Genomic DNA, 22,954 nt, shown 5'->3' on the forward strand with positions numbered 1-22,954 from the left:
CAAGTTCCCCTCATGCGCCCTCTGCAACGCTCAGACTGCTGTTTTCGGACGCTCATCGTGTGTCGTATCGGTCTGTTCGGTGCTTTGTGTGCCCTGCAACTCTACTGACCGCGGATGGCGGAGCCGGGGTGGGAGGGGTGTGCGACCGCGCACACACGAGGGGTTCGGGGACGCCAGGACTGCACACATGTCAAAAGGCAGGACCCGTGGCGGGTCCTGCCTTTTGACTCAAACGGATGCGCGCTCCTGCGCCCGACTTTCGGGGTTCCTGTTGCGAAGGGAGTGCGGGAGCGGCACCCGGGCTTACATGATGCCGGTGGGAACCAGCAGTGCCCAAGCCAGTGCGGGGGCGACGAGGACCACGCCGCCGGCGTACATCATGAGCTGCTTGTAGACACGCTGCCGGTCGTCTTCCCGGGCGTTGGCCACCACCAGGGCGCCGTCGGTGGAGAACGGGGAAACGTCCACCACGGTGGCGGCGATGGCGAGTGCGGCCACCGTGCCGGAGGAGCTCAGCGTGCTGCTGGCCAGCAGCGGCCCCGCCAGTGGGATGAACGCGGTGAGCAGCGCCGTCGAGCTGGCAAAGGCCGAGCCGACGCCGATGACGTAGCAGAGGACCAGTGCCACCAGCAGCGGTGCGCCCAGGGCCAGCGCCATATCGGCGAGGGTGTCGATGACGCCAACGTGCTGCAGGAGGGAGATGTAGGTGATCATGCCGGCCACCAGCAGCACGGTGGACCAGGAGATGCCGCCGATGAAGGTCTTGTGCTCCTTGATGTTGACGAACGCCAGGAGAAGCCCGGCGCTGAGGGCCACGAAGCCGATGGGCATGTGGAAGCCCAGGGCGCAGACCAACAGGGCGCCGATGAGGGCCAGGGTGAGGACCTGCTGGCCGTGCGGGCGTCCCATGGCAGGAGTCTCGAGGTCGGCGTGCACGCCGTCGCCGTCGCGCAGCTTGCCCAGCAGGCCGAAGAGGACCACCGTCAGGGCGGACAGGATGAGGTTGATGGCGAAGCTTGCGATGAACAGTGAGCCCTGTGAGATGGGGAAGCCGTTCTTGACGGCGATGTCATGCACCAGCACGCCGGCCACGGACAGCGGGGAGAAGCCGCCGGCGTGGGCGCCGTTGATGATGAACGCGCCCATCAGGACGGGGTGGATGCGGGACTCGTAGGCCAGCCCGATGGCGGCCGGTGCCAGCAGGGCGACGGCGGCGGGGGAGAAGGTGCCCAGTGCGGTGAGGGCTGCGGCCATCAGGAAGAACACCCAGGGGAGCAGGAGCGTCTTGCCCCGGACCAGGCGGACGCAGGTCTGGACGATGATGTCGATGGTGCCGTTGCGCTGCGCCATGCTGAAGAAGTAGGTGACGCCGATGATGGTGATGACGATGTTGGCGGGGAAGTCCGCGAGGATCTCCTTGTCATCCATGCCCAGCATGAAATAGCCAACGCCGAAGGAGGCCACTAGTCCCATCACGCCGATGTTCAGCGGCCACTTGGTGGCCACCACGAACATCACCACCAGGATGATGAGCGGGATGATCTGTACCGCGGTCATGCTGTGCTCCGATTCCCCGGTGGGCGCCTGGTTGAAGACGCCCCCCGCCACGACGAGGGCAAGCACACCAAGGAGGGCGATGCCGACCACCGACACCAGCAGGATACGGCGGCGGCGGTTGTTGCGCGGGGATCGCTGCTCCGGGGACTCCTGTTCCGGAGTCTCCTTTGCAGTGCGGCTGGGCTGTTGAACAGTGTTAGTCATGGCAGGTACTCCTCATCGAGTGGCTCCCGCGAGGGCCTCCTCGGCAGCGTTGCCGAGGGCCTCCGGGAGGTGGATCACGGTGGTGGCGATGGTCCGGGCCGTGCGGTCGACGCCGACAATCACGGCGCCGTCCTTCTCTTCGGTCCAGGTTTCGAGGACCCCGGCGGGGGTCCGCAGCTTCAGCGCGGCACCCTGCGTGCCGCCTGTCATGTGGTGCAGGACGGTTCCCGGGGTGCGGGCCGCCAGCGTCAGGGCGATGCTGCCGGTGATGGCCAGCGCCGGGTGCGGCCGGCCCATCGAGAGCATCATGACGTTGATGTCGCTGCCGTCTACGGCTTGTGCCTGGTCGGCTACTCGGGCGGCAGCCGGGGCGGCGGCGATGGCAAGCTTCGGAATGGCCCGGGCCGCCTGGGCGGTGGTGGGGGCCAGTCCCATGCGGACGGCCGCCTGGCGCCGGATCTGGTCCAGGGTGTCGAGTTGAAGTTCGACGCCGGCCTGCCAGTTTTCGTAGCGGGCCGGGTCCAGGCCGAGGTCCTCGGCGCGGACGATCACCACGGGGGCACCGGCGTCCACCATGGACACCGTCCAGCGGGTTCCGCCGGCGGTGATGGTGTCCGTTGCGGAACCGGTGGGCAGCAGCGCGCCGGTGGTCTTCCCGGCGGGGTCCTGGAAGCCGAGCCCCACCCGGTAGCCGGGGAACGGGACGCCCGGCATCTGCGCATCGGGGACGATCGGCAGGGCGCCTGCGGGGGTGGCTACCCGCTGGATGATGACCTGGCCGGTGTTGGTGTTGCGGGTGACGATCCTGGTGACGTCCCCGGCGGGAACAACCCAGCCCTTTTCGATGGCGTAGAGGCCAACCACTGCCGAGCAGTTTCCGCAGTTGCTGCCCCAATCCACTGCCGCCTCTTCAATGCCCACCTGGGCGAACGTGAAGTCGACGTCGATTCCCTCGTCGTCGGGACGGTGCAGGATCATGGCCTTGCTGGTGGTTGAGGTTGCTCCGCCTACGCCGTCGATCTGCCGCGAGTCCGGGCTGCCGAATACACGGGGGAGCAGCGAGTCCAGGCTGGTGCCTTCGCCCAGATGGCCGGCTTCGAACACCCAGCATTTGCTGGTGCCTCCGCGCATCCACTCTGCTTCGATCTTCATTGGTCTTTCACATCTCCTCATTGCCTCGGTAATTGCGAGGGGCCCTGTAAAGAGATTGATCCGGATCACAACTTAAGACAATGTTCAATAATTGAAGGGGGATGTAGCATTGCTTCAATCACTGCCGTTGCAGACTCTCAGCGTCGGCTAGGAGCGGCACAGAGCGCAGCTTGCGCCGTTGCTACCGCAGGGATGCCAGTCCGCATGAACCGATTTAACCAATTACGTCCAGGGGTAAAGCAATGCTTCACGGTGACGAGGCGCAACTTTTCGATGTTCGACGCCTGGCGGTGCTGCTGGAGGTGGTGGAGCAGGGTTCCATCACCGCTGCGGCGGACCTGATGATGTATTCGCCGTCCGCGGTGTCCCAGCAATTACGCAAGCTGGAGCAGGAAGTGAGGCAGCCGCTCCTAACCCGCCGCTCCCGCGGGGTGGTACCCACCGAGGCGGGCCAGGTGCTGGCCGGCCACGCACGCCAGATCCTGCGCCAGATGAAGGCGGCCCAGTCAGACCTGGACCAGATCGCCGGCCTCAAGCGCGGCGCCCTGACGGTGGGCACGTTCCCCACGCTGGCGGGGTCCTTCCTGCCCATCGTCATCCGCGCCTTCAAGAAGCGGTACCCGGCCATCAGCCTGTCGCTGCGCAGCGCCCGCTTCGACGAGCTCGTGGCAGACCTGCAGTCCGGGGTGACGGGCCTCTGCCTGCTGTGGGATTACCCGTGGAACAGGTTCCAGAACGATTCCATCCGCGTCACCGAGGTGTTCCGCGAGAGCACCGTCATCCTGGTGGCGGCCAGCCACCCGCTGGCCGGGAAGGAACAGGTGAGCATGGAGGACCTGCGCAACGAGTCCTGGATTGTCCGCGCGGAGGCGCACCCGGTGGTGGAGGTCCTGCAACGCTCCGCCCACGACGCCGGGTTCGAACCGGCCATCGGGTTCCTCGCCAACGACTACCAGGAAGCCCAGGCCATGGTGAGCGTGGGTATGGGCGTGGCCATGGTGCCCAAAACCGCCGTCGCGCTTCAACACCCCGACGTCCGGGTGCTCAGCCTTGGCGACGAAGCGCCGCTGCGCCGCGTCCTGCTCGCCCAGCGGCAGGACAAGGTCTACGCCCCGGCCGAAGTGGCCTTCCAGACCACACTGCTGGAGATCGCCCGCGAACGGGCCGGCGACTACCTCTAGGTTCCCCTACCCTTGGACCTGTGGGGGTTAAGGACTTGTTGAAGAACGACGTGTGGGCCGGGCGGATTTTCTACGGCACCCTGATCGCTGTGGTGCTCGGAGTGTTCGCGTGGCTGGCCGGAGGCAGGATTCTGCAGACCCTGCCGTTCCTCTCGGTGGGCGCGGTGTACGCGTTCGTCATGTACCGCGTGGTCTCCCAATCTGTCAGGGCTTTCGTGGTGATGCAGTGGACCCTCCTGCTGAACTACTTCACCCTGATTTCCATCGATGTGGCGGACCGGCTGGCCGTCCCGGCGTCGGCACCGTGGTTTGTCGGGTTCCTGGTGGGCGGCATCGTCGGCGGGCACGTCTGGTCCGGGCGGGCGGCGGGTGCGGAGTTCCGGCAGTCCCGCAAGCGCGTCCTCAGGGATGACGGCACGTACCACGGCGGATGGCGGCTCGCGCTCATCAACGCGGCCTGCGCGCTGGTGCTCTTGGCGGTAGGAGCGTGGCAACTGCTGCTGCTCTCACCGACGGCGGGCAGCGCCGCCGTTCTGGCCGCAGCCATGTTGGCGGGGTGGGCGCTTTTCCGGTTCCCGCCGCCCCTGGGTATCAGGAACGGACTGCTGCTGGCTATTCCGGTGGTCTACATCGCGATGGGCTTCGTAGGTGGTGCCGTCGGCCAGATCGGGATCCCCCACGCGTGGGCCTTCGGCACCCTCGCCGGGATCCTGATCGGCGGGCGGCACTGGATCGGGCCGAAGCTCGGCGCTCCCCGGCCGCCGTTCGTCATCCCCGGCCAACGCCGGCGAAGGCGGAAGCGCCGCCCCACAGCGAAGCCGCAACTATCCGCGAAGTAGGCGGACCCGGCCCGGGACCTCAGGCGGCAGGCTTCGTCTAAGAGGATTTCAGCCGCGCCAGGAAGTCCTCAGCGAAATGCTTCACGCCGTCCCACTCCGTGTAGACGTAATCGCGGGACGTGTCCGTGTCCGTTGAACCCTGGCTGCTGGCGATCCGCTTCATGATGAGGCGTTTGACGAACCCGTAGTGGGTGTAGGGGATGGCACCGCTGAACAGCCCCACCTGCGCAGGCCGCCACCCGGTTTCGTCCTCGAATTTGCCCACGTAGCCCTCGGCACTTTCGGTGTCGCCGTGCGCCGCCATGCTCACCGAGAACAGCGCGGAGGGCAGCCGCTCCAGGGTTTCGCGGTTCTTCCGGACGAACTCCCCAACGTACTTCTCGTGCTTGCCCACGTGGACGGAGGCACCCACCAGCACAGCGTCGTACCCGTCGGGGATGGCATCGCCGGCGTCCTTGATGTCCGCCGCTGTGGCGTCATGGCCGTGTGCCTGGAACACGTCCGCGATGAACTCGGCGATCTTTGCCGTCTGCCCCTCGGTGGTTCCGTAGGGAATGTAGATCCTGCTCATCGCTGGCCTCCTCGGGACGGCGTGCCTGTCGAAGCCACTCTGCCAAGCCCTTCCCCGCAGGCGTAGGGCCGAACGTCCCCGGCGCCCGCAGCTTTCCGGACGTGCCAATAAACGGAAGCGGACGACGCCGGGATGTACCCGCCGTCGTCCGCTTCTGTTGGGTGCCGCTGGGGCCGTGCAGGTGTCAGTGCCAGAGCCCCAGGGCGAACTCGGCGATCACCGTGGAGAGGAGGAAGGAGGCCGTGATGGCCACCAGGCCCACCGGGATGATCTTCCAGCCGATGTTCTTCAGCAGCGGGATGTCCTTGCCGAGGGACAGGCCGGCCAACGTGAGCATCACGGTGGCGATGGACAGGAAGTCAACGGTCTTGACGGCGGCGTTGAGCGGTTCGGCCCCGAAGAACCACGGGCTGGAGATGTAGGCGCCGATGGTGGTGATGAACACGATGGCCGAGATTTTCCGGGTCAGCTTCGCCAGCACGATGCTGACCAGCACCAGCGCCAGCATCACGGCGTAGCCGCCCACAATGCTGAGGCTGAAGCCCTTGGCCGCCACCGACGCCGTGCCGATGCCGAGGACCGTCAGCACGGACAGCGAAAGCCACAGCGGCAGTTTGATTGCCGCGGACGATTCGGCCACGCGCTCGCGGAACAGCCGGTTTTCCTCGGCCTGTGCTGCCTCACGCTCAAGGTCTGCGGCGCTGGGCCCGGCGGTGGTTCCGGCGGCACCGGCAGCCACTGCCTGCCGGGTTTCCTGCTTGCGGGTCAGCGCCCGGTAGAACTTGTCCGCCAGCGGCAGCGCAATGTAGATGCCCACGTAGACGCCCAGCACGGTGGTGATCAGGTTGGAAACGGCGGCCATGCCCAGCACTGCTTCCTGGTCGCCCGGGTAGGCGGCGGTGATGCTCGCCACCGAGGCAGCCATCATGGAACCCGAGCCCACGCCGGCGCCCATGGCGAGGGCCAGCGGATCGAAGATCTTCCAGTTGGCCACCAGCGAGGTCAGCAGCGTAATGAACACGGCGCCGAACAGCGTCCCGAACACGTACATGGCCAGCACGCCGCGGTACTGGTCCGAGTCCGGCCCGTACTTCTCGGACACCATGGCGAAGGACGGTTCGCGGTCCAGCGAGAACGTGGCACCCACGGTGGCTTTGCCCATGCGCAGCAGCACGGCCAGGGGCAGCGCCAGCACGATGGTGCCCAGCAGGTGGCCCACTTCCTGCAGCAGCAGCGCGGGGCCCGCCTTCAGCAGGGTGGGCAGGCTGGGGCCGATGTTGAACGCCAGCCGCGCCACCAGCAGCAGCACCGCCACGCCCACCAGGGCCGCGGCCACCCGCTGCAGGTCGATGCCCAGCGGCTTGAACTTCTGGACCGAGACCAGCAGGCCGAGGATCAGGCCCCACACCATGGGGAAGATGATGATGGCGCCGATTCCAAGATCGATCTTGGCCTGCCCAATGAACTGGACGGTCAGGGCGATGACGAACGCCAGGGCGGCGATGGGGATGGTCAGCCTGGTGCCGGCAGTGTCCGTCCGGGCTGTTTTGGCAGTGCTCATGATGCGCCTTCCTGGGTGACAGCTTCCTGGGGGGAAGTACGACGGCGGTACGCCGCCTGGGTGAAGCGTTCGCGTTGGGTGGGGGTTGAGGCAGCGGCGGCGACGGTCCAGGCCAGGGCGGTGCCTGCCTCGAACATCACCCCGTATGCCGGGGGAGTGTCCGCCAGGGCGGCGAACGCATGCGAATGGATGGGGACGTCCGCACCGGGAATACTCAGCCACGGGTGCAGGGACGGGATGACCTGGGAAATGTTCCCCATGTCCGTGGACCCGCCGCTGAGGCCCGAAGACCGGGACGTGTCCTTGCCGAACGCGTCCATCGCCGAGGTCCAATGCGCTGCGAGGTCGTCATCCTGGAGCAGCGGTTCGTACAGCGGCTCGGTGTCCTCATACTCCAGCGTGGTTCCGGTGGCGATCGCGGCGCCCTCGAAGCAGCGGCGGACGCGTTCCAGCAGGGCGCGGAACTCCGGCAGGGTGAACGCACGGCACTCGAACTCCACCACGGCCTTCTCCGGGATGATGTTGGTGACGTGCCCGGCCTCGGCCACGAAGCAGGCGATCCGGTGGTCTGACGGGATCTGCTGGCGGAGCAGGCCGATGGCCACCTGGCTGAGGACCGCAGCGTCGGCAGCGTTCACGCCCTGGTGCGGTGCAGCTGCTGCGTGGGCCGCATTGCCGGTGAACGTCGCCTTGTACCGGCCCACGGCCTGGGCGCTGGTCCCGGCCGGGTTGTAGGTGAGCCCGTCCTGGACGGGATGGACCATCAAAGCCAGCCCCACGCCGTCGAACGCGCCCCGCTCCAGCATCAGCGCCTTGCCGCCGCCGTGCTCCTCCGCCGGGGTGCCGATGGCCTTGAGCGTGATGCCTAGTTCGTCCACATACGGCTGCAGCGCCAGTGCCGCCGCCACGGAAGCTCCGGCGATCAGGTTGTGGCCGCAGGCGTGGCCGATGCCGGGCAATGCGTCGTACTCCACGCACAGCGCGACGGTGAGGTCGCCGCTGCCGGCGCTCGCGGTGAAGGCCGTGGGCAACCCGGATGTGCCGCGCTCCACGGTGAAGCCGCCATCCTCCAGCAGCGCGCTGATGGCCTCCGCTGACTGGACTTCCTCGAAGGAGATTTCCTTGTAGCCGTGGATGTTCCGGGCCAGCGCCTCCACCTTGGGCTTCCAACGTTCGACGCCGTCCGCCAGGGCCGCGCGCAGGGCGCCCGCCGCCGGGGTTGTGCCGGTGCCTGCGTCGGTGCCGGTTGCGTCAGTGCCGGCTGTGTGGGTGGTTTCCATGGGGCCTCCTAGTAGGACAGGGACGGGAAGGGGGAGCCTGCCGCACGGGTGGGCACCCAGATGGCCTTGGCCTGCGTGTACTCGTCCAGCACGCCCGGGCCCGAGGAACGGCCGTGGCCGGAGTCGCCGAAGCCGCCGAACGGTACCGCCACGTGGATGGTCTTGTAGGCGTTGATCCAGAACGTGCCGGCCTTGACCTCACGGGCCACGTGGTGGGCGCGGGACACGTCCGAGGTCCACACCGCGCCGGCCAGGCCGAAGTTGGTGTTGTTGGCGCGGGCGATGGCCTCGGCTTCGGTATCGAACGCATCGGCGCCCACCACCGGGCCGAAGACCTCAGTGGTTTCCAGCCGGTTACCCGGGGTGACGCCGTCCAGGAGCGTGGGCATCACCCAGTGGCCGCCCTTGAGCGCCGAGCCGCTCAACGACTCCGGCAACGTTGCCTGCGTGAGGCGACGGCCGCCGTCGTCCATTCCCGCCTCGATCAGGCGGCTGACCGTGGCGAACTGCTGCGCCGTGATGATGGGGCCCACCTCCGTGTCTTCGCTGAGGGGATCGCCCACGCGGAGCAACGCGGCCTTCGCCGCCACCATTTCCACGAACTGGGCGTGCACGCTGCGTTCCACCAGGAGCCGGGACCCGGCCACGCAGGACTGGCCGGCGCCGGAGAAGATGGCGGAAATGGCGCCGTCCGCGGCCCGCTCCAGGTCGGCGTCGGCGAACACGATGTTGGCGCTCTTGCCGCCGAGTTCCAGCAGCGCCGGGATGCCCGCCTGGGCTGCGGCCACTGCAACCCTGCGGCCCGTGGGGACGGAACCGATGAAGCTGACCTTGCCCACGCGACGGTCCGTGGTGAGGGCTGCGCCCACGGTCTGCCCGAGGCCGGCGGCCACGTTGAAGACGCCCTCCGGAAGGCCTGCCTCGTGGGCGATCTGGGCCAGCCGGACGGACGACGCCGGGGTGAACTCGCTGGGTTTGATGATCACGGCGTTGCCCGCGGCCAGGGGTGCGGCGGAGTTCCAGCCGGCCGTGAACATGGGTGCGTTCCACGGCGTGATGGCGGCGACGACGCCCCACGGCACGCGCTCGGTGTACGTGTGCCAGTTGCCCGGCACGGGGATGGTCTGGCCGGTGAGCTTGTCCGCCCAGCCGGCGTAGTAGCCGAACATTTCCGCCACCTTGGCGGCCTCCACGCGGGCGTCCCGGATGGGCTTTCCCGTGGTGGCGGATTCCAGGATGGCCAGTTCCTCGGCGTGCTGCTCCACCGCGCGGCTGACGTTGCGGAGTATGGCGGCCCGCTCGAAACCGTTCAGTGCGCCCCACACTTTGGCGCCCGCCGTCGAACTTTCCAGGATGGCGTTGGCACCTTCGGCGCCGGGGTCCGCGTAGGTGGCGAAGGGTTCGCCCGTGGCGGCGGCGGTGAGGGTGATGGCGTCGCCGCTGCCGGTGGCGACGCGTCCCGCGACGAAGGCGCCGAGGCCGTTGGGGAAGGTGGCGTCCAGGACTGCCTTGGCGGTGGCCGCCGAGGAGGATGTTGGTGCTGTGGTGATGCTCAAGATGCTGTGTCCTTCGAAAATTGGCGCTTTTGGGGCTTGGGCTTTGGGGCCGGAGGGATGGTCTTTCAGGCGGTGCTTCAGGCCGCTGGGGACGTGGCGTCCGGGGTTGCTGCGCTTGCTTTTGTGCCTGTTTCAGCGCTTGTGCCTGTGGCTGGTGCGCCGGCGGGGGTGATGGCGGGTGCCACGGTGCGGGCAATCTCGGTGAAATCGGCTTTGGGGCCGAGCACTGCCAGGGCGTCCTGCCACTGGTTGGCCACCGTTGCCAGCAGCGCCGGTTTCTCCCCGATCTGCTTTGCGATGTCCACGGCGAGGGACGCGTCCCGGGCCATCAGGCCCATGGCGAAGCCGGAATCGTGGGTGCCGGTCAGCACCCAGTTGGGGTACATGTTGGCCGAGACCTTGCTGCCGCCGGACGCGCCGCTGATGCTGGCGGCCGCCGTCGCGGGATCGATGCCGTAGGCCTTGGCCACGCCCAGCGCCTCACCCACGGAGGCGAGGTTTGCGGCTGCCAGGACGTTGTTGAGGAGTTTGACCACGTTGCCGCTGCCCGGCCCGCCGATGTGGCTGTAGTTCCCGCCGGTAAGGGCGAGCAGGACCGGCTCTGCGGCGGCCAGGGCGGCGCCCGTGGCACCGACGAACGCGCTCAGTGTGCCTGTCGCGGCGCCGTCGCGGCCTCCGGATACGGGAGCATCGATGAAGGCGGCACCCTGCGCTTCGGCGAGCCCGGCCATGTGCTTGCTGGTGGCCGGCTCGGAGGTGGTGGTGTCCACGATTGCCACGGTGCCCGGGGCCGCGAGGAGCTGAGGCACAGTGGTTTCCACAATGCTGGCCGCGGGGAGGGAGAGCACTGCGTAGGGTGTTCCGGCCACGGCGGCGAGGTTGTCAGTGGTGCTGATGCCGGTGCTTGCTGCTGCCTCGCGGGCCGCGTCCGAGGGGTCGAAGCCGGTGACCTCCCAGCCGGCTTTGTGCAGGGTGGCGGCCATGGCTCCGCCCATGGCGCCGAGGCCGATGACGGCGATGCGGCGGTTTTGTGGCTCGTTCATGCGGATACTCCTGAGTGCCTGTGGCGGTTGGTGGTTGCTGGTGCGGATCTTCCCGGTGCGTTCCTGCCCGGGCGTTGCCGCGAACCTGCGGTTGTTTAGTTCGGGGTGTTTAGTCCAGGTAGATGTCCAGGTCTTTCCAGAGCTGCTGGGTGCGGCGGATGGTGGCCCGGCTGCGTTCCGGGTGGGCGGCTTCCATGCCGGCGAGGAGGCCGTAGACCAGGGAGTTGGCGGCGGTGACCGATTGGAAGAAGGAGATGCCTTCGGAGGCGACCACCAGCAGGTGGTCGGCGGCGGTGGCCAGGCGGCCGCGGCGCAGGTCGCTGATGGCGATGACGGTGGCACCGGCCTGCTTGGCGGCCTCGGCGGCGATGATGATGTGCTTCACCGAGCGCCACATGTTGATGACCACCAGCACATCGCCCGGGCCCAGGCTGTTGGTGCTGGAGGCGAGGTGGACGCCGGCGCGGTTTTCCAGCGAGATGGGGTAACCCATGGTGGAGCCGAGGTGGGCCATAACGCCCGCCGGTCCGGCGAACGAGCCGATCCCGACGACGGTGATGGACTTGGCAGCGGCCATCGCCGCTATAGCCGCCTCGGCTTCCTCGGAGGTGTTGGAATCCAGCGTCAGGCGCAGGTTTTCGATGTCGTGCGTGATGGCCTCGCGGAGCGGGCTCCGGTGTTCGCCGTGTTCGGTGAGGGTGTCCTCGGTGGAGATCATCACGAGGTAGCGGGAGCGGAGTTCGCGCTGGAGGTCCGGCCAGCCGCGGTAGCCGAGGTGCTGCGCCGTGCGAACCACGGAGGAATTGTTCACGTCCGCGCGCTGGGCGATTTCGGCGATGTCCGCGTAGGAGGAGAGCTGCGGGTTGCGGGTGATGATCTCCACCACGCGGCTCTGTGCCTTGGTGAGCGGGACATCCGGCAGCGCATCGCCCAGCCAGGCGTTTGACGAGGTGCCAGCCTCCCCGGCTTCTCCCGCTGCGGCCTTCTCGCTGATGGCGTTGGTGTTCAAGGTGTACCCGTCCTGTAACGGTAATTTGTTCTGCTGGCCTGTAACGCAGGGTTGTGCTGTAGATCACTCTGCAAACGTGATTGCATCAAATCTACTCTGCAATTTTGTTTGCGGCTAGGTGTTTTCGTTTCGGGAATGTAAAACTTTGGCCATTGCGCAACGGCGCGACGTTGTGCGACGATTCCGGTGATCGTGACCCGACCGCAGGAGGTGAGACCCATGAACGCTGTATCCGTAATGGGTGCTCCCCGGCAGTCCACGATCACGCGGCTGAGCTAGCCGCCGCCGGGAGCGCCCCACCAGGCAATTCGCGAAAGGCGACTCCCATGTCTTCACCTTCTTCCTTCCCTTTTGATGCTGTTCCTTCGGGCGCTTCCGCGCCCACTTCCGCACCTCCTTTAACTGCGTCTGCTGTGGCGGGCACTGATGCCACACCCCGGATGCCCGGGTCCGGTGAACGGGCTTTGGTCCTGGGCGGCGGCGGATCTACCGGCAATGCGTGGCTGATCGGCGTCATGGCCGGTTTGTCCGAGGCCGGGCTGGATGTCACCAACGCCGACCTCGTCATCGGGACATCGGCCGGCTCGACGGCGGCGGCCCAAATCTCAGGCGCGACCCCGGCTGAGCTGCTGGCCGCAATCCTTGACGCTCCGCCCCAAAGCCGCAGGCCGGCGTCGGACGCGGTACCTGCGGATCCGGCGGCACCCGGACCGTCGGCAGGCGGTGCAACTTCCGGAACGGTGTATGCCGGTTCCCGGCTTCAGTCCAGTGCTGCCGGCTCGGGTTCAGGCTCCCAGCGGCCGTCACCCACCGGTGGAGCGGTGAACCACCTGGAACGAACGGGCAGGATCATCGCGGCGTCCGTGGACGCGGCCGACATGCGCCGCAAAATTGGCGCCGCGGCGTTGGACCTGGCTGCAGACTACGACCCTTCAGACCGCTGGCGGGCCACCGTGGCAGCGCGGCTGCCGCACCAGCTGTGGCCGGACCGGTACACGCTCATCACGGCGGTAGATGCCCGCACCGGCCACCCCGTCGTGTTCGACCGCGAGAGCGGGGTGGACCTCGTGGACGCCGTGGCAGCCAGCTGCGCCAGCGGGTTCGCGTACAGCTCCGGCGGGGGTGCCTATATCGACGGCGGCTACCGGGCCAACGCCGAGAATGCCGACCTGGCATCGGGATATGCGCGCGTGCTCGTCCTGTCCCCGTTTGGCGGCCGGTCGCGGACGCCCGCTGACTGGGGGATGCATCTCGCATCGCAGGTCAGCGGGTTGCGCGCCGGCGGCAGCAGGGTGGAAACGGTCTTCCCGGACAGCGCTTCTGAGCACCTGTTCGGCGCCAATGCGATGGATGTGTCGCTGCGGCCGGCCGCTGCCCGCGCTGGATATCAGCAGGGACTGGGCCTCGCCGAGGAACTTGTCGAATTCTGGCGCTGAATCTCTGGAAAACGTTCAGGTTAGGTTTTTCGCTGCGTAAAAACTGTGGATTGTCCTGGTTTTCCATGACCCAATTTGTGCTATTTCTGGAGAGTCCGGAAAGCCAAGGCGATGTCGGTCTTTTTCTGTAACCCGACGCTTACAGAAAAAGACCTGGCAGTCGCCTTTCGGTGGAAAGATGTCAGCCGGGTTGACCGCCTTGGTCACGCCAGCATGCCCGTTGTTGCAGGGATGCGCTCCGACGGCGGGGGCTTCCTGGCAGGACTGGCATAAAAATAAAAAGTGGGTATGGTATCGGTTAACGCAAGCACAGAAAGGCGTGATTCCGATGTCCGGAAAATCCCCCAAAGGCGGCGCCGCGAAAAAAGCGGGCAAGTCGATTCTTGAAAAACGGGCCGATAAAAAGGCCAGGCACGAACACAGTGAACTGAATTTCGCCAAGCCGCGCAAGAATCAGCGCTAAAAGCCCGCGGGCGGCTGGATGGGGAACTCCTAGCCCCGTCCGGCCGCCCGCGTCACTGTGCAGCAACTGCCCTCCGGCGCCCGGACCCGATGGCTACCGCTCCCGCTCCCTGCGGCTTTCCGGCGCACATTGGCGCAGTGGCCTACGGCCTACGTTGCGCAGTGATCGGCAAAAGGCACTCCGCGCACATCGCCAGCAATCAGCGGTCAGCGGACGGACGAAAGACACACGAGTCATGAACAGCCTCCTCAATGCCCTGGTGATTCCTGCCAGGCTCACCCACCCCGTCCATATCCGGCCCTTGCAGTTGGACGCCGCTTCACAGCAGCGCGTAGCGGCAGGGGAAGTTACAGTGCTTGCCGGACATGACTGGCACGCTTACCTGACCAATGAGTCGGGCCGGATCTTCCACAATGTTCGGGCCGAAGTCCTTCTCCGGGAAGCCGGATTGGACGTGGAGAGCACTATCCACGGGTCGGTCACGTTCCTCGGCCACGCAGAACCGTGGGAGGAAGCAGATGCTCCCCGGCACCTGATCAGGCTGGCCGAGCAGCTGTTCGATATGCCGCTCGCCGCCTAGGTGGGCAGCCCCCTTAGAATGTCAGACCCTGCTGGCATGCTTCAGTTATGGAAACCGGAGCGGTCACAGATGTGGGAGGCAAGGCCACGGTGGCCGCTGCCGTTGCATCGGTGGCCGGGTTGGTTGATGAACTGGCGCGTGTTGTGCGTGGTCCCATGGCGGCACCAGGCAATGACAGCTGCGACGACACCGACCCCGATTCACGCGGCAATAGCCCCCACCGAAATGCCCATAGCAGCGGCGCCAGCGATGACGCCCGCGGCCACGGCGTAGGTAGCCATGGCATATGCCGTAGCGGGGCCCCCATCTCTGCTGATCCGTTGGGGGAGTTGGCCGAGTCGTGCTTGGCAGGGCTGGAAGTGCTGGCGCGGGTCGAAGCTGCCGCGGCGGCTGCGAAGGTCCGGCTGGTAGCCGCGTACGCTGAGGCGTCAGCCCAGATCGAGGGCCCGGCCGCCGATTCTTATGAGGCCTCCGCGCGTGAGAAATCCCTGGTGGCTGAGGTCGCATGTGTGCTGACCGTCGGCGAGCGGGCGGCTTCCGCCCTGTTGGGTGAAGCGCACGCGCTGACGAACTCTTTGCCTGCGGCGTTGGACGAGCTTCAGGCGGGCGCCATCTCCTGGCAGCACGCGCGGATTCTCGCGGATGAAACAGCGGGCCTGGAACCTGACGGCGTCAAAGCATTGGAAACGCACTTCTTTGATCCCGACGCGCCCCATGCTGCCCGTGGTGCCGCTCCAGGGGAGCTGGTGCCGTCGCGCTTCCGCAGGAAGGTCCGGGCCTGGCGCGAGCGCCAGTATCCCGATTCGCTGGAGTTGCGGCGGGCCATGAGCATGGCGGACCGGCGCATGGAGTACCGACCCTTGGCTGACGGGATGGCCCAGATCTGCCTCATACTTCCCGGTGAGACCGCCTGCGCAATCTGGAACAAAGCCACAGCTATCGCGCGCGGTTTGCAAAACCCCGATGACCCGCGCACATTGAGCCAGCGTCGGGTAGACGTCAGCGCCAACCTTCTCCTTGGCTGTACCGGACAGGATCTGGAAAAGCTCCCGGCGCCCAAGGCTGACGTGCTGGTCACAGTCCCGGTGTTCTCACTGTTTGGCGCCACGGACGAGCCGGGCGAGGTGGACGGTTACGGGCCTGTCCCGGCATCGGTGGCGCAGAGGATCGTTGCCGAGGGGGCCGGGTCGTTTTACCGGGTTCTGGTGGACCCCAGTGACGGGGCGCCGCTGGAGATCGGCAGGACGAACTACCGGCTCCCCGAAAGTTTGAAGCGTTGGTTGAGGATGCGGGATGGCAAATGCACCTTCCCGGGCTGCTGCAACCACACGCAGGACAACGAGAACGACCATCTCATCGCTTGGCAGCACGGTGGGGCAACGGGAATCAGTAATTTGGCACAGTTGTGCCCCAAACACCACAGGCTCAAGCATCAAAGTCCCTGGACACCTACTCCGGCCAGCAAGAATGAACCGCCGGGCTGGACCTCGCCCACAGGTCGCCACTATCCGGCGGAACAGCCGGACTGGGTGCCACCGCGGCTGCCGCTCGCCCTGCTTGCCGGGGAGTCGACCACGCCTCCAAACCTTGACGGCGGAAACCCCGTGGGAACTGGCGGTGCCTTCGGAGGCGTCAGCCCGCTGGAGGATGCCCTCGTTGCGTACCTCGCTGCCTAGCGCCCTGCAGCGAAACTTTCATAGAGGCGTCGTCTACGCATATTCCCCTGGAAGTGGCACAGTGACCGACCGGCTTACCGGCGCCATTCACGAGGGCCAATGGGAGGATACTCACGTGATGGACACTTCCAAGCCGCGCCGACCGGACGTTCTGGAAACCGAACTTGTAGGCGGTGTCGAGAAACGTCAGCTGGAGTTGACGACGTACGACTATCGCTGGCCCAGAATGTATCTTTTCCACAAACGCCGGATTGGCAATGCACTGTCAGCGGCAGAAGTCGACATTGGCCATATCGGCTCCACCTCGGTTCCTGGGCTCGCAGCCAAACCAATCATCGACATTGTCGTGGCAGTCGCTGACATAACTGCCGAAGAGGAGTACCTCGATGCGCTGCTGGCGACTGGATATCAGCTCCGGGTCCGCGAGCCTGGGCACCGGCTGGTGCGCACGCCTGAACGAGATGTACAAGTTCACATTCTTCAGAAAGGGGACTCTGCGATTCGCGACTATATATTGCTTAGGGACCACCTGCGCACAAGTGTTGATGACCGCGCCCTATACGAAGATACGAAACGGGACTTGCTTGTTCATCCCTGGGACGACATGAACGCTTACGCGGAGGCCAAGAGCCAGGTGATTGCAGCGATTATGGCGCGTGCTCGGCGGCATCAATCTCAAAGCCCATGACTCAACGAACTCGTGTCCGCTCGCTGCAACGGTCAGAGGCGCAGCTCCATGAAGACGCTGTTCGGGTCCAGGACGTAGTTGGCAAAAGGCGGACACTCCGTGAAACCGTGGCGCGCGTAAAGGCGCCGGGCCGGAGCGAAGTAATCCTCGGTTCCGGTCTCCAGGCAGACGCGCTCGAGATCCTGGGATCGGGCGTGGTCGATGATGTGCTTGAGCATGAGGGTAGCCACACCACGCCCACGAGCCGCCGCTGCCGTGCGCATGGACTTGATTTCGCCGAGCCGGCCAGCGCCGTGAAGTTCGGTTCCGTGAACTGCGGCGCTGCGGGGTTCTGAGCTATCGAGTGTGGGCCCGGGTTCGGGATGAAGAAGCTTGAGGGCACCGCAGCCCAACAACTCGCCGTCCTCGCGCGCAGTCCAGAAGGTGATCGAGGGCGCGGACAGTGCCGAGTGGTCCAGCGCGTGCACGCTCTCGGCAGGCGAGGTGGCGAACATGTCCGCCAGATGCTCGCTCAGGAGCCGGTGGACATCACCGCGTACGGGATTGTCCCGGTCAATATGGATCATTCACTCAAATTTACCGGCACTTGCTGCGCGTCCGGACCGGGCAGTCACCAGCCGGACCCAAGCCCTGTCTGGATGCTTAAATCGGGCAGGTAGGTACGAAAGGCCGTAGTGGCGGCGGCCCAGCAGGTCCACCATGGCCGTATGAACACTGAAGCACCGGCTGCGGTGAACCTTAACCTGCCCCAGCAATTCCTGCTGCTGGCTACCAACGACAAAGACGGAAAGCCTGAAGTGCCGCTGTTCGCGCTCAGGACCACAGTGGCCGGTGCAATCCTGGCCGAGCTGGACCTGGCCGGCGCAATCGAGCTGCAGGGCAAGCACGTCCGGGCCACAGGATCGGCCGCCAGGGACGACCTTGCAGCTGACCTGGAACTGATCCGCGGAAAGTCCCGGCCCCACACTCCCGCCCGCTGGGTTTCCATCATGGAAGGCCGCGCCCAGGTTCATCGGATCTACGAGGGCATGGCGGCCCTCGGCATAGTGGAACACGTGGGGGAGCGGCACCTGGCACGCTTCCGGCCGGTACGTTATCCGGAAAAAGACCATGAGCCGGAGGCCGCACTCCTCGAAAGGATCGGGTCAACGCTCAGCGGAGCAACGCCCACAACCGTGGTGCCGGACTCACCGGCTGACGGCGCAGCGGAGGAGCCAGCGGCCCAATCCAACAATGCAGCAACCGCCGCGCAGAAGACGAGGATTTTGGCCCTCATCGCACTGCTTGAGGCGGCAGGGTTGCTGCACAAGCTGTTCCCGGACGCCGACAGGAACTGGGCGAGCGGTCTGGCCAAGGAGTACTGGCCGGCGCGGGCCGTCGAGGACGAGCTGCGGCTGATCCGGCTGGCGGAGGAGGAAACCGCCATGCTCTAGGACCCGGAGGATGGCACCTCGGAGCAAAAGCCGAGCAACGGCGTGCGTACGACCACCGGCTGAGCCCCAGATGTGGGGCGGCCTGGTATCGCAGCCTGCTGCAAGAAGGCGGCGGTGGTTTAGCCGCCGCTCTTGTCGATAACGCAGAACCGGTTTCCGTCGGGATCCTCCAGGACGATGAAGTCCGGGTCCTCCGGGTAGAGATCCCAGTCCACGCGCCGGGCGCCAATCGAGACGAGGCGCTCCACCTCGGCGCCCTGGTCCTCCGCATACAGGTCAAGATGGATCCGCGGGCGGTCCTGGACAGGCGTTTCGCTCAGCATGAGCGAGAGCAACGCGCCAGGGCCCGACGGCGGCGCGAGGGTTACCCACGTGTCGTCACCGGGTTCCCGCGGGACATAGCCCAGGGCTGAGTGCCAGAATTCGGTAGCGGCGGCGACGTTGTTGACGCCGAGGACGATGGTGCCGATGGTCAACATCCGCCCAGCCTAGACCCGTCCCGTGCAGGCTGTCAGGGTCTCGGGGCCAGCTTTTCTCGCCGATGGGTCGAACACGGCACCGCTAGACTCGCCTCCATGGGGGAGCACAACACACCTGAAGACCGCCTGCCGTCCAAACGCACCAAGTGGCGTGCCGTCGTCGTACCTTCGCTGGCCGTTGCTGCGGTGCTGGCGGGAATCCTGATCGCGTGGCTGAACCGGAACGCTTCCTTCAGTTTCGCCTACGCGCCGAACAGCAACCGGCCGTTCACCGGCATCGGCGCGGACCTCATCACCGAGGGAACACAGGCTGGCATGGCCATCGCCGTCGTGGGCCTGCTGGTGCTGGCGTTCTGGGCCGGTTTCAGGATGGGCCGGCGGCCCGCCCGCAGCTGATTCCGCCGCTAGCCCATTCCGCCGTTAGTCCTCATAACCGATCAGCCAGTGGAGCCCGTGCCGGTCGATGACCTGGCCATCTGATGCGCCCCACGGTTTTGGCGCGAGGGCATCAACCACGGTGCCGCCGTCGGAAAGCCTGTGGAACCATTCGTGCAGCACTGCCGGTTCCGCGGTTCCCAGCAGCGAGAGCATGACGCCTTCGGTGCGGACGCTCGCCTCGCCGGCCGCCGCGTCCGAGCCTCCAAGGGCCACGACGCCGCTGAGCGTGCCGTGGGCGATGGCGTCCGGGGAGCCGTCGCTCCTGCTGAAGTCCTGGTAGGTGTGCAGGGCAAGTTCACCGCCGAAGACGTCCCGGTAGAAGGTCAGGGCTTCCCGCGCTGTTCCGGGAAAGCTGACATAGACCTGGGGCCCTGGCGTGCGAATGGCGTCCTGCGAAGGGGTACTGGTCATCATCCATCCTCGGGTTCCGGGTAGTCGGGCTGTTCCGGACGTCTCATCCGGGTGCCGGCTGCGGGTGAGGCCGTGAAGCTTACGCCGGGCACCCGCCCAGCCTAGACGGGGCGGGCTGAACCGGGAAGGGCGCCCCGGCTCCCACGGCTAGACTCGCAGGCATGGGGGACAACGAAATACCTGAACAGCGAAAACCGTCCAAACGCACCAAAATCAGTGCCGTCGTGGTGCCTTTCCTCGGCGTCGCCGCGCTGCTGGTGGGGTGCATCGTCGCGTGGAACGGGCAGGCGAACGCCAGCTTTGGCTGGTTCGCCTACGCACCGCTGAGCAACGACACCTTCAACGGATCCGGCATGACCTTCGTAACGCAGGGGACGCAGATCGGGTTGAGCATCGCCGTGCTGGGCCTGCTGGTCCTCGCCTTCTGGGCCGGTTATCGGAGCGGCAGGCGGAGCGGGCGGACAACGAATCGATGACACGGCGCACTGATTTTTGGGCGCTTGCCCTGGTGGCCAGCGCCACGCTGCTGGTGTGCGGCGCGGTGGCAGCCTGGAACTTCGCCCTGATTGCCGATGAATACGGCGTCAGGGAGGGCGGGCTCCCGTTCACCGTCCTGCTGGGCCTCGGCGTCGCGGCCTTCATGGTCAGCCTGCCGGGCTTTTTCGCAACCAGAAGCCGTGCACGGGCGCCCCGGGACTGACGGCGGAGTTCGGGCCGCGTATGCGGCGCGCGCAGCCGAGTACATTTCCAGGTTCGGATCGCTGGAGTCCACTCATTCCGAGGACAGGACACTCATCGCTGAATGGGCTGAACCGCTATCGGGGCACGTGCTGGACGTGGGCTGTGGACCCGGCCAGTGGAGCAGCTTCCTGGCGGACCGGGGCGCGGACGTGGAAGGCTTCGACCCGGTCCCCGAGTTTGTGGAGCACGCCAGCACACGGTTCCCGAATGTCGCCTTTCGGGTTGCAGGCTTCCGGGATCTCCCTGTCGCCCCAGGCTCCGTGGCCGGCATCCTGACCTGGTATTCGCTGATCCACACCGAACCGGAAGATATGCCCCTGATCCTCGAAGAATTGGGAAGAAGGCTGGCGCCCGGCGGAGCGCTCCTCCTCGGGTTCTTCGAAGGCGCCCGGGTGGAACAGTTCCCGCACGCCGTGGCCCCTGCCTACTTCTGGCCGGCCGCCGACCTGGAAGAACTCCTGCAGGGCGCGGGGTTTGACGTTGTTTCCGTGACGAGGCGCACCGAAGCAGGTGTCCGGCCGCACGCAGCGATCAGCGCCCGCCTCCGGCACTGACGGCAACCGTCACCGGTCACGCACCCGCCAGCTCACCGGAATAAGGCCCATTCACCCCAGAAGATCGTCCTGGTAGCACCAGCGCCAGTCCTCGCCGGGCTCGATGCTTCGCATGACGGGGTGCCCGGTCGCTTCGAAGTGCCTGGACGCGTGGGTGGCGGGGGAGGAATCGCAGCACCCCACGTTGCCGCACTCCAGGCACATGCGGAGGTGGACCGTCGTCGTCCCTTCCCGGACGCAGTCCTCACAGAAGGCGCCACCGGGCACTTCCCTTGGTTCCGCGGACTCCAGGTGGTCGCATTCACCACCGGGTTTTGCCACGCCTTCGCCCCCGCCACCGCCCGACGGGTCAATCTCGTCCAGGGACACGTCCAGCATCGATTCCTCAACATCCAGCCGCTCAAGGACAGCGCTCAGGACCTCGTGCGCATACTCGCCACCCCGGCGAAGCTCCAGCACCTTCTCACGCTCCGCCTCCAGCATCGCCAGCCGCAGCCGGGCATAGCGCTCGCTGGGCGTGGACGTTTCCGCCGACGGCCGCCCAAGCCGCTCCCACGCCGCCAGCCCGCGTTCCTGCGTCCGCCGCTTCAGCATGGATACCACCTCCGGCGGGTCGTCATCCGTCCGGAGTTCATGCAGCTTCGCGACGCCCGCGGCGGTGGCCAGTTGCATGAGCGATGCCTGGTTCAAGGCGTCCTCGCGCTGGTCCGGCCCCTGCACCCGAAGGATGCGCACCAGCGCCGGCAGTGTGAAACCCTGAAGCGTCAGGGTGCCGCCCACCACCACCAGGGCAGCGAGGATCAGCACTGACCGGTGTTCCAGGTCCTCCGGCAGCACCAGCACGGCGGCCAGGGTGACCACGCCCCGCATCCCGGCCCACGACACAATGGCCGCAAACTGCCACGGCGGCGCCGGATCCTTCCGCTGCACCGACGGGATCAGCCGCGGCAGGTAGGTGGCCGGGAATACCCACACCGGCCGCAGGAACAGCACGGCCAGCAGGATGACCGCACAGCCGGCCCAGATCCTGCCCGCGCCCAGGGAATCGTCCTGGATGCCGTCCACGATGGTGCGCACCTGCAGCCCGATCAGCAGGAACACCGAATTTTCCAGCAGGAACTGCACGGTGTTCCAGTTGCTCCGCTGGCTGAGCCGGGCCGCGCCGTTGGGCATGGACGGCGCCTTGGTGCCCATGATGAGGCCGGTGACCACGACGGCGAGCACACCCGAGGCGTGGATCGCCTCCGCCGGCAGGTACGCCACGAGGGGCGCCGCCAGCGACGTCGAAGTATTGATGGCAACGTTGCGGATCCGCTTGCGGAGCATGGTGAGCACGTACGCCGCGGCGATGCCCACCACCAGTCCACCGCCAACGGCCAGCACGAAGTCCCCTGCAATCCCGGCCACGGACACCACACCCGAGATGGCGGCGATCGCGGCGCGCAAGCAGATCAGGGCAGTGGCGTCATTGACCAGGGATTCGCCCTCGAGGATGGTGACGATCCGGCGCGGCATCCCCACCTTCCGCGCGATCGCCGTCGCAGCAACCGCATCGGGCGGTGCCAGCACGGCCCCCAGCGCAAACGCGGCGGCCAGCGGAATCTCCGGAAACAGCCACCAGACCACCAAGCCCACGGTGAGGGTGCCGAAGATGACATAGCCCACCGAAAGCAGGCCGATGGCGCGGCGGTTGGAGCCGAAATCGAACAGCGATGTGCGCAGCGCCGCCGCATACAGCAACGGCGGCAGCAGCCCCACCAACACCAGTTCCGGGTTCAGTTCGATATCCGGTATGAACGGGAGGAACGAACCCGCCACCCCGATCAGCACCAGCAGCAGCGGCACCGAAACGTTGAGCTTCCGGCCAAGGGCGCTGCCGGCGCACACCACGGCAACGAGGACCAGAAGGCCCAGGGCGATTTCCATGGGGTTATTCTCCCAGCAACGCCGCCAAAGGGAACGTGCGGCAACAGCGGAAAGGCCCAAGCACGACGGCGGGGCGTGGCCGCCGCAGCGAACGGACGCCTGAGCGGGCAGATGACCAAGTCGAGCGTACGACGGCGGGAGGCGGCCGCCGTCGTACGCTTCCTTGGCAAGGTTCC

24 protein-coding genes are annotated in these 22,954 nt (G+C 66.6%); 12 read left to right on the plus strand and 12 right to left on the minus strand.

Annotated elements, in window-relative coordinates; translation table 11 throughout:
- Nucleotides 1-303 precede the first annotated feature (303 nt).
- On the minus strand, nucleotides 304-1,761 hold the full coding sequence (locus OVA06_RS01815; RefSeq protein ID WP_268155881.1) for an SLC13 family permease: 1,458 nt from the start codon (nucleotides 1,759-1,761) through the stop codon (nucleotides 304-306).
- Nucleotides 1,762-1,773: 12 nt separating this feature from the next.
- Entirely contained in the window at nucleotides 1,774-2,913 is a 1,140-nt protein-coding gene (locus OVA06_RS01820) for a PrpF domain-containing protein (RefSeq protein WP_268155883.1), read from the minus strand.
- Nucleotides 2,914-3,155: 242 nt separating this feature from the next.
- Between OVA06_RS01820 and OVA06_RS01825 the strand changes: the two genes are divergently transcribed.
- On the plus strand, nucleotides 3,156-4,094 hold the full coding sequence (locus OVA06_RS01825) for a LysR family transcriptional regulator (protein ID WP_268155885.1): 939 nt from the start codon (nucleotides 3,156-3,158) through the stop codon (nucleotides 4,092-4,094).
- Between the two features lie 38 nt (nucleotides 4,095-4,132).
- A complete protein-coding gene (locus OVA06_RS01830) occupies nucleotides 4,133-4,933 on the plus strand; it encodes a hypothetical protein (RefSeq protein ID WP_268155887.1) in 801 nt (266 codons plus the stop codon).
- Nucleotides 4,934-4,970: 37 nt separating this feature from the next.
- Here OVA06_RS01830 and OVA06_RS01835 read toward each other — a convergent pair whose 3' ends face one another.
- From OVA06_RS01835 to OVA06_RS01860, 6 genes are all read right to left on the minus strand, one after another.
- Complete coding sequence (locus OVA06_RS01835) at nucleotides 4,971-5,504, minus strand: flavodoxin domain-containing protein (RefSeq protein WP_268155889.1); 534 nt, start codon at nucleotides 5,502-5,504, stop codon at nucleotides 4,971-4,973.
- A gap of 184 nt (nucleotides 5,505-5,688) precedes the next feature.
- Nucleotides 5,689-7,065: a DUF3100 domain-containing protein gene (locus OVA06_RS01840; RefSeq protein WP_261620916.1), complete on the minus strand. Its 1,377-nt coding sequence runs from the start codon at nucleotides 7,063-7,065 to the stop codon at nucleotides 5,689-5,691.
- Nucleotides 7,062-8,345: a M20 family metallopeptidase gene (locus tag OVA06_RS01845; RefSeq protein ID WP_268155891.1), complete on the minus strand. Its 1,284-nt coding sequence runs from the start codon at nucleotides 8,343-8,345 to the stop codon at nucleotides 7,062-7,064. The genes OVA06_RS01840 and OVA06_RS01845 overlap by 4 nt, the downstream gene beginning before the upstream one ends.
- Before the next feature lie 8 nt (nucleotides 8,346-8,353).
- Entirely contained in the window at nucleotides 8,354-9,901 is a 1,548-nt protein-coding gene (locus tag OVA06_RS01850) for an aldehyde dehydrogenase family protein (protein ID WP_268155893.1), read from the minus strand.
- A gap of 77 nt (nucleotides 9,902-9,978) precedes the next feature.
- Entirely contained in the window at nucleotides 9,979-10,992 is a 1,014-nt protein-coding gene (locus tag OVA06_RS01855; protein WP_326493590.1) for an NAD(P)-dependent oxidoreductase, read from the minus strand.
- A 61-nt stretch (nucleotides 10,993-11,053) separates the two neighbouring features.
- Complete coding sequence (locus tag OVA06_RS01860) at nucleotides 11,054-11,953, minus strand: MurR/RpiR family transcriptional regulator (protein ID WP_261620913.1); 900 nt, start codon at nucleotides 11,951-11,953, stop codon at nucleotides 11,054-11,056.
- A gap of 440 nt (nucleotides 11,954-12,393) precedes the next feature.
- Between OVA06_RS01860 and OVA06_RS01865 the strand changes: the two genes are divergently transcribed.
- From OVA06_RS01865 to OVA06_RS01885, 5 genes are all read left to right on the plus strand, one after another.
- The gene (locus tag OVA06_RS01865; RefSeq protein ID WP_268155897.1) at nucleotides 12,394-13,389 is read left to right on the plus strand and encodes a patatin-like phospholipase family protein; all 996 of its coding nucleotides are present in this window, start codon (nucleotides 12,394-12,396) and stop codon (nucleotides 13,387-13,389) included.
- 178 nt (nucleotides 13,390-13,567) lie between these two features.
- Nucleotides 13,568-13,852: a hypothetical protein gene (locus OVA06_RS01870; RefSeq protein WP_268160865.1), complete on the plus strand. Its 285-nt coding sequence runs from the start codon at nucleotides 13,568-13,570 to the stop codon at nucleotides 13,850-13,852.
- A gap of 235 nt (nucleotides 13,853-14,087) precedes the next feature.
- Nucleotides 14,088-14,432 (plus strand): hypothetical protein, encoded by a 345-nt coding sequence (locus tag OVA06_RS01875; protein WP_268155899.1) that lies wholly within the window; start codon nucleotides 14,088-14,090, stop codon nucleotides 14,430-14,432.
- Between the two features lie 47 nt (nucleotides 14,433-14,479).
- Nucleotides 14,480-16,108 (plus strand): HNH endonuclease signature motif containing protein, encoded by a 1,629-nt coding sequence (locus OVA06_RS01880; protein ID WP_268155901.1) that lies wholly within the window; start codon nucleotides 14,480-14,482, stop codon nucleotides 16,106-16,108.
- A gap of 118 nt (nucleotides 16,109-16,226) precedes the next feature.
- Entirely contained in the window at nucleotides 16,227-16,796 is a 570-nt protein-coding gene (locus tag OVA06_RS01885) for a GrpB family protein (RefSeq protein WP_268160583.1), read from the plus strand.
- Nucleotides 16,797-16,828: 32 nt separating this feature from the next.
- Here the strand turns inward: OVA06_RS01885 and OVA06_RS01890 are convergent, their stop codons facing one another.
- Nucleotides 16,829-17,362 carry a GNAT family N-acetyltransferase gene (locus OVA06_RS01890; protein WP_261620909.1) on the minus strand — a complete coding sequence of 178 codons (534 nt, stop codon included), beginning with the start codon at nucleotides 17,360-17,362 and terminating at the stop codon, nucleotides 16,829-16,831.
- A 141-nt stretch (nucleotides 17,363-17,503) separates the two neighbouring features.
- Between OVA06_RS01890 and OVA06_RS01895 the strand changes: the two genes are divergently transcribed.
- Nucleotides 17,504-18,229, plus strand: a complete 726-nt coding sequence (locus OVA06_RS01895) for a GOLPH3/VPS74 family protein (RefSeq protein WP_268155903.1) — start codon at nucleotides 17,504-17,506, stop codon at nucleotides 18,227-18,229.
- 119 nt (nucleotides 18,230-18,348) lie between these two features.
- Here the strand turns inward: OVA06_RS01895 and OVA06_RS01900 are convergent, their stop codons facing one another.
- A complete protein-coding gene (locus OVA06_RS01900) occupies nucleotides 18,349-18,708 on the minus strand; it encodes a VOC family protein (RefSeq protein WP_261620907.1) in 360 nt (119 codons plus the stop codon).
- A gap of 96 nt (nucleotides 18,709-18,804) precedes the next feature.
- Here OVA06_RS01900 and OVA06_RS01905 point away from each other — a divergent pair, with 96 nt between their 5' ends.
- Entirely contained in the window at nucleotides 18,805-19,104 is a 300-nt protein-coding gene (locus OVA06_RS01905) for a hypothetical protein (RefSeq protein WP_056077872.1), read from the plus strand.
- Between the two features lie 24 nt (nucleotides 19,105-19,128).
- Here OVA06_RS01905 and OVA06_RS01910 read toward each other — a convergent pair whose 3' ends face one another.
- Nucleotides 19,129-19,557 carry a VOC family protein gene (locus tag OVA06_RS01910; RefSeq protein WP_268155906.1) on the minus strand — a complete coding sequence of 143 codons (429 nt, stop codon included), beginning with the start codon at nucleotides 19,555-19,557 and terminating at the stop codon, nucleotides 19,129-19,131.
- A 161-nt stretch (nucleotides 19,558-19,718) separates the two neighbouring features.
- On the opposite strand from OVA06_RS01910, the gene OVA06_RS01915 reads away from it, so the two are divergent.
- From OVA06_RS01915 to OVA06_RS01925, 3 genes are read left to right on the plus strand one after another with little or no spacing between them, the layout of a single operon-like run.
- On the plus strand, nucleotides 19,719-20,033 hold the full coding sequence (locus OVA06_RS01915) for a hypothetical protein (RefSeq protein WP_268155908.1): 315 nt from the start codon (nucleotides 19,719-19,721) through the stop codon (nucleotides 20,031-20,033).
- Entirely contained in the window at nucleotides 20,030-20,257 is a 228-nt protein-coding gene (locus OVA06_RS01920; protein WP_268155910.1) for a hypothetical protein, read from the plus strand. Before OVA06_RS01915 ends, OVA06_RS01920 begins: the two co-directional genes overlap by 4 nt.
- Nucleotides 20,235-20,852 (plus strand): class I SAM-dependent methyltransferase, encoded by a 618-nt coding sequence (locus tag OVA06_RS01925; RefSeq protein WP_268155912.1) that lies wholly within the window; start codon nucleotides 20,235-20,237, stop codon nucleotides 20,850-20,852. Before OVA06_RS01920 ends, OVA06_RS01925 begins: the two co-directional genes overlap by 23 nt.
- A 51-nt stretch (nucleotides 20,853-20,903) precedes the next feature.
- On the opposite strand, the gene OVA06_RS01930 is transcribed toward OVA06_RS01925, so the two are convergent.
- Complete coding sequence (locus OVA06_RS01930) at nucleotides 20,904-22,778, minus strand: Na+/H+ antiporter (RefSeq protein WP_268155914.1); 1,875 nt, start codon at nucleotides 22,776-22,778, stop codon at nucleotides 20,904-20,906.
- Nucleotides 22,779-22,954 lie beyond the last annotated feature (176 nt).

This window comes from Pseudarthrobacter sp. SL88, assembly GCF_026672455.1.
In the GTDB taxonomy this organism is placed as follows: Bacteria; Actinomycetota; Actinomycetes; order Actinomycetales; family Micrococcaceae; genus Arthrobacter.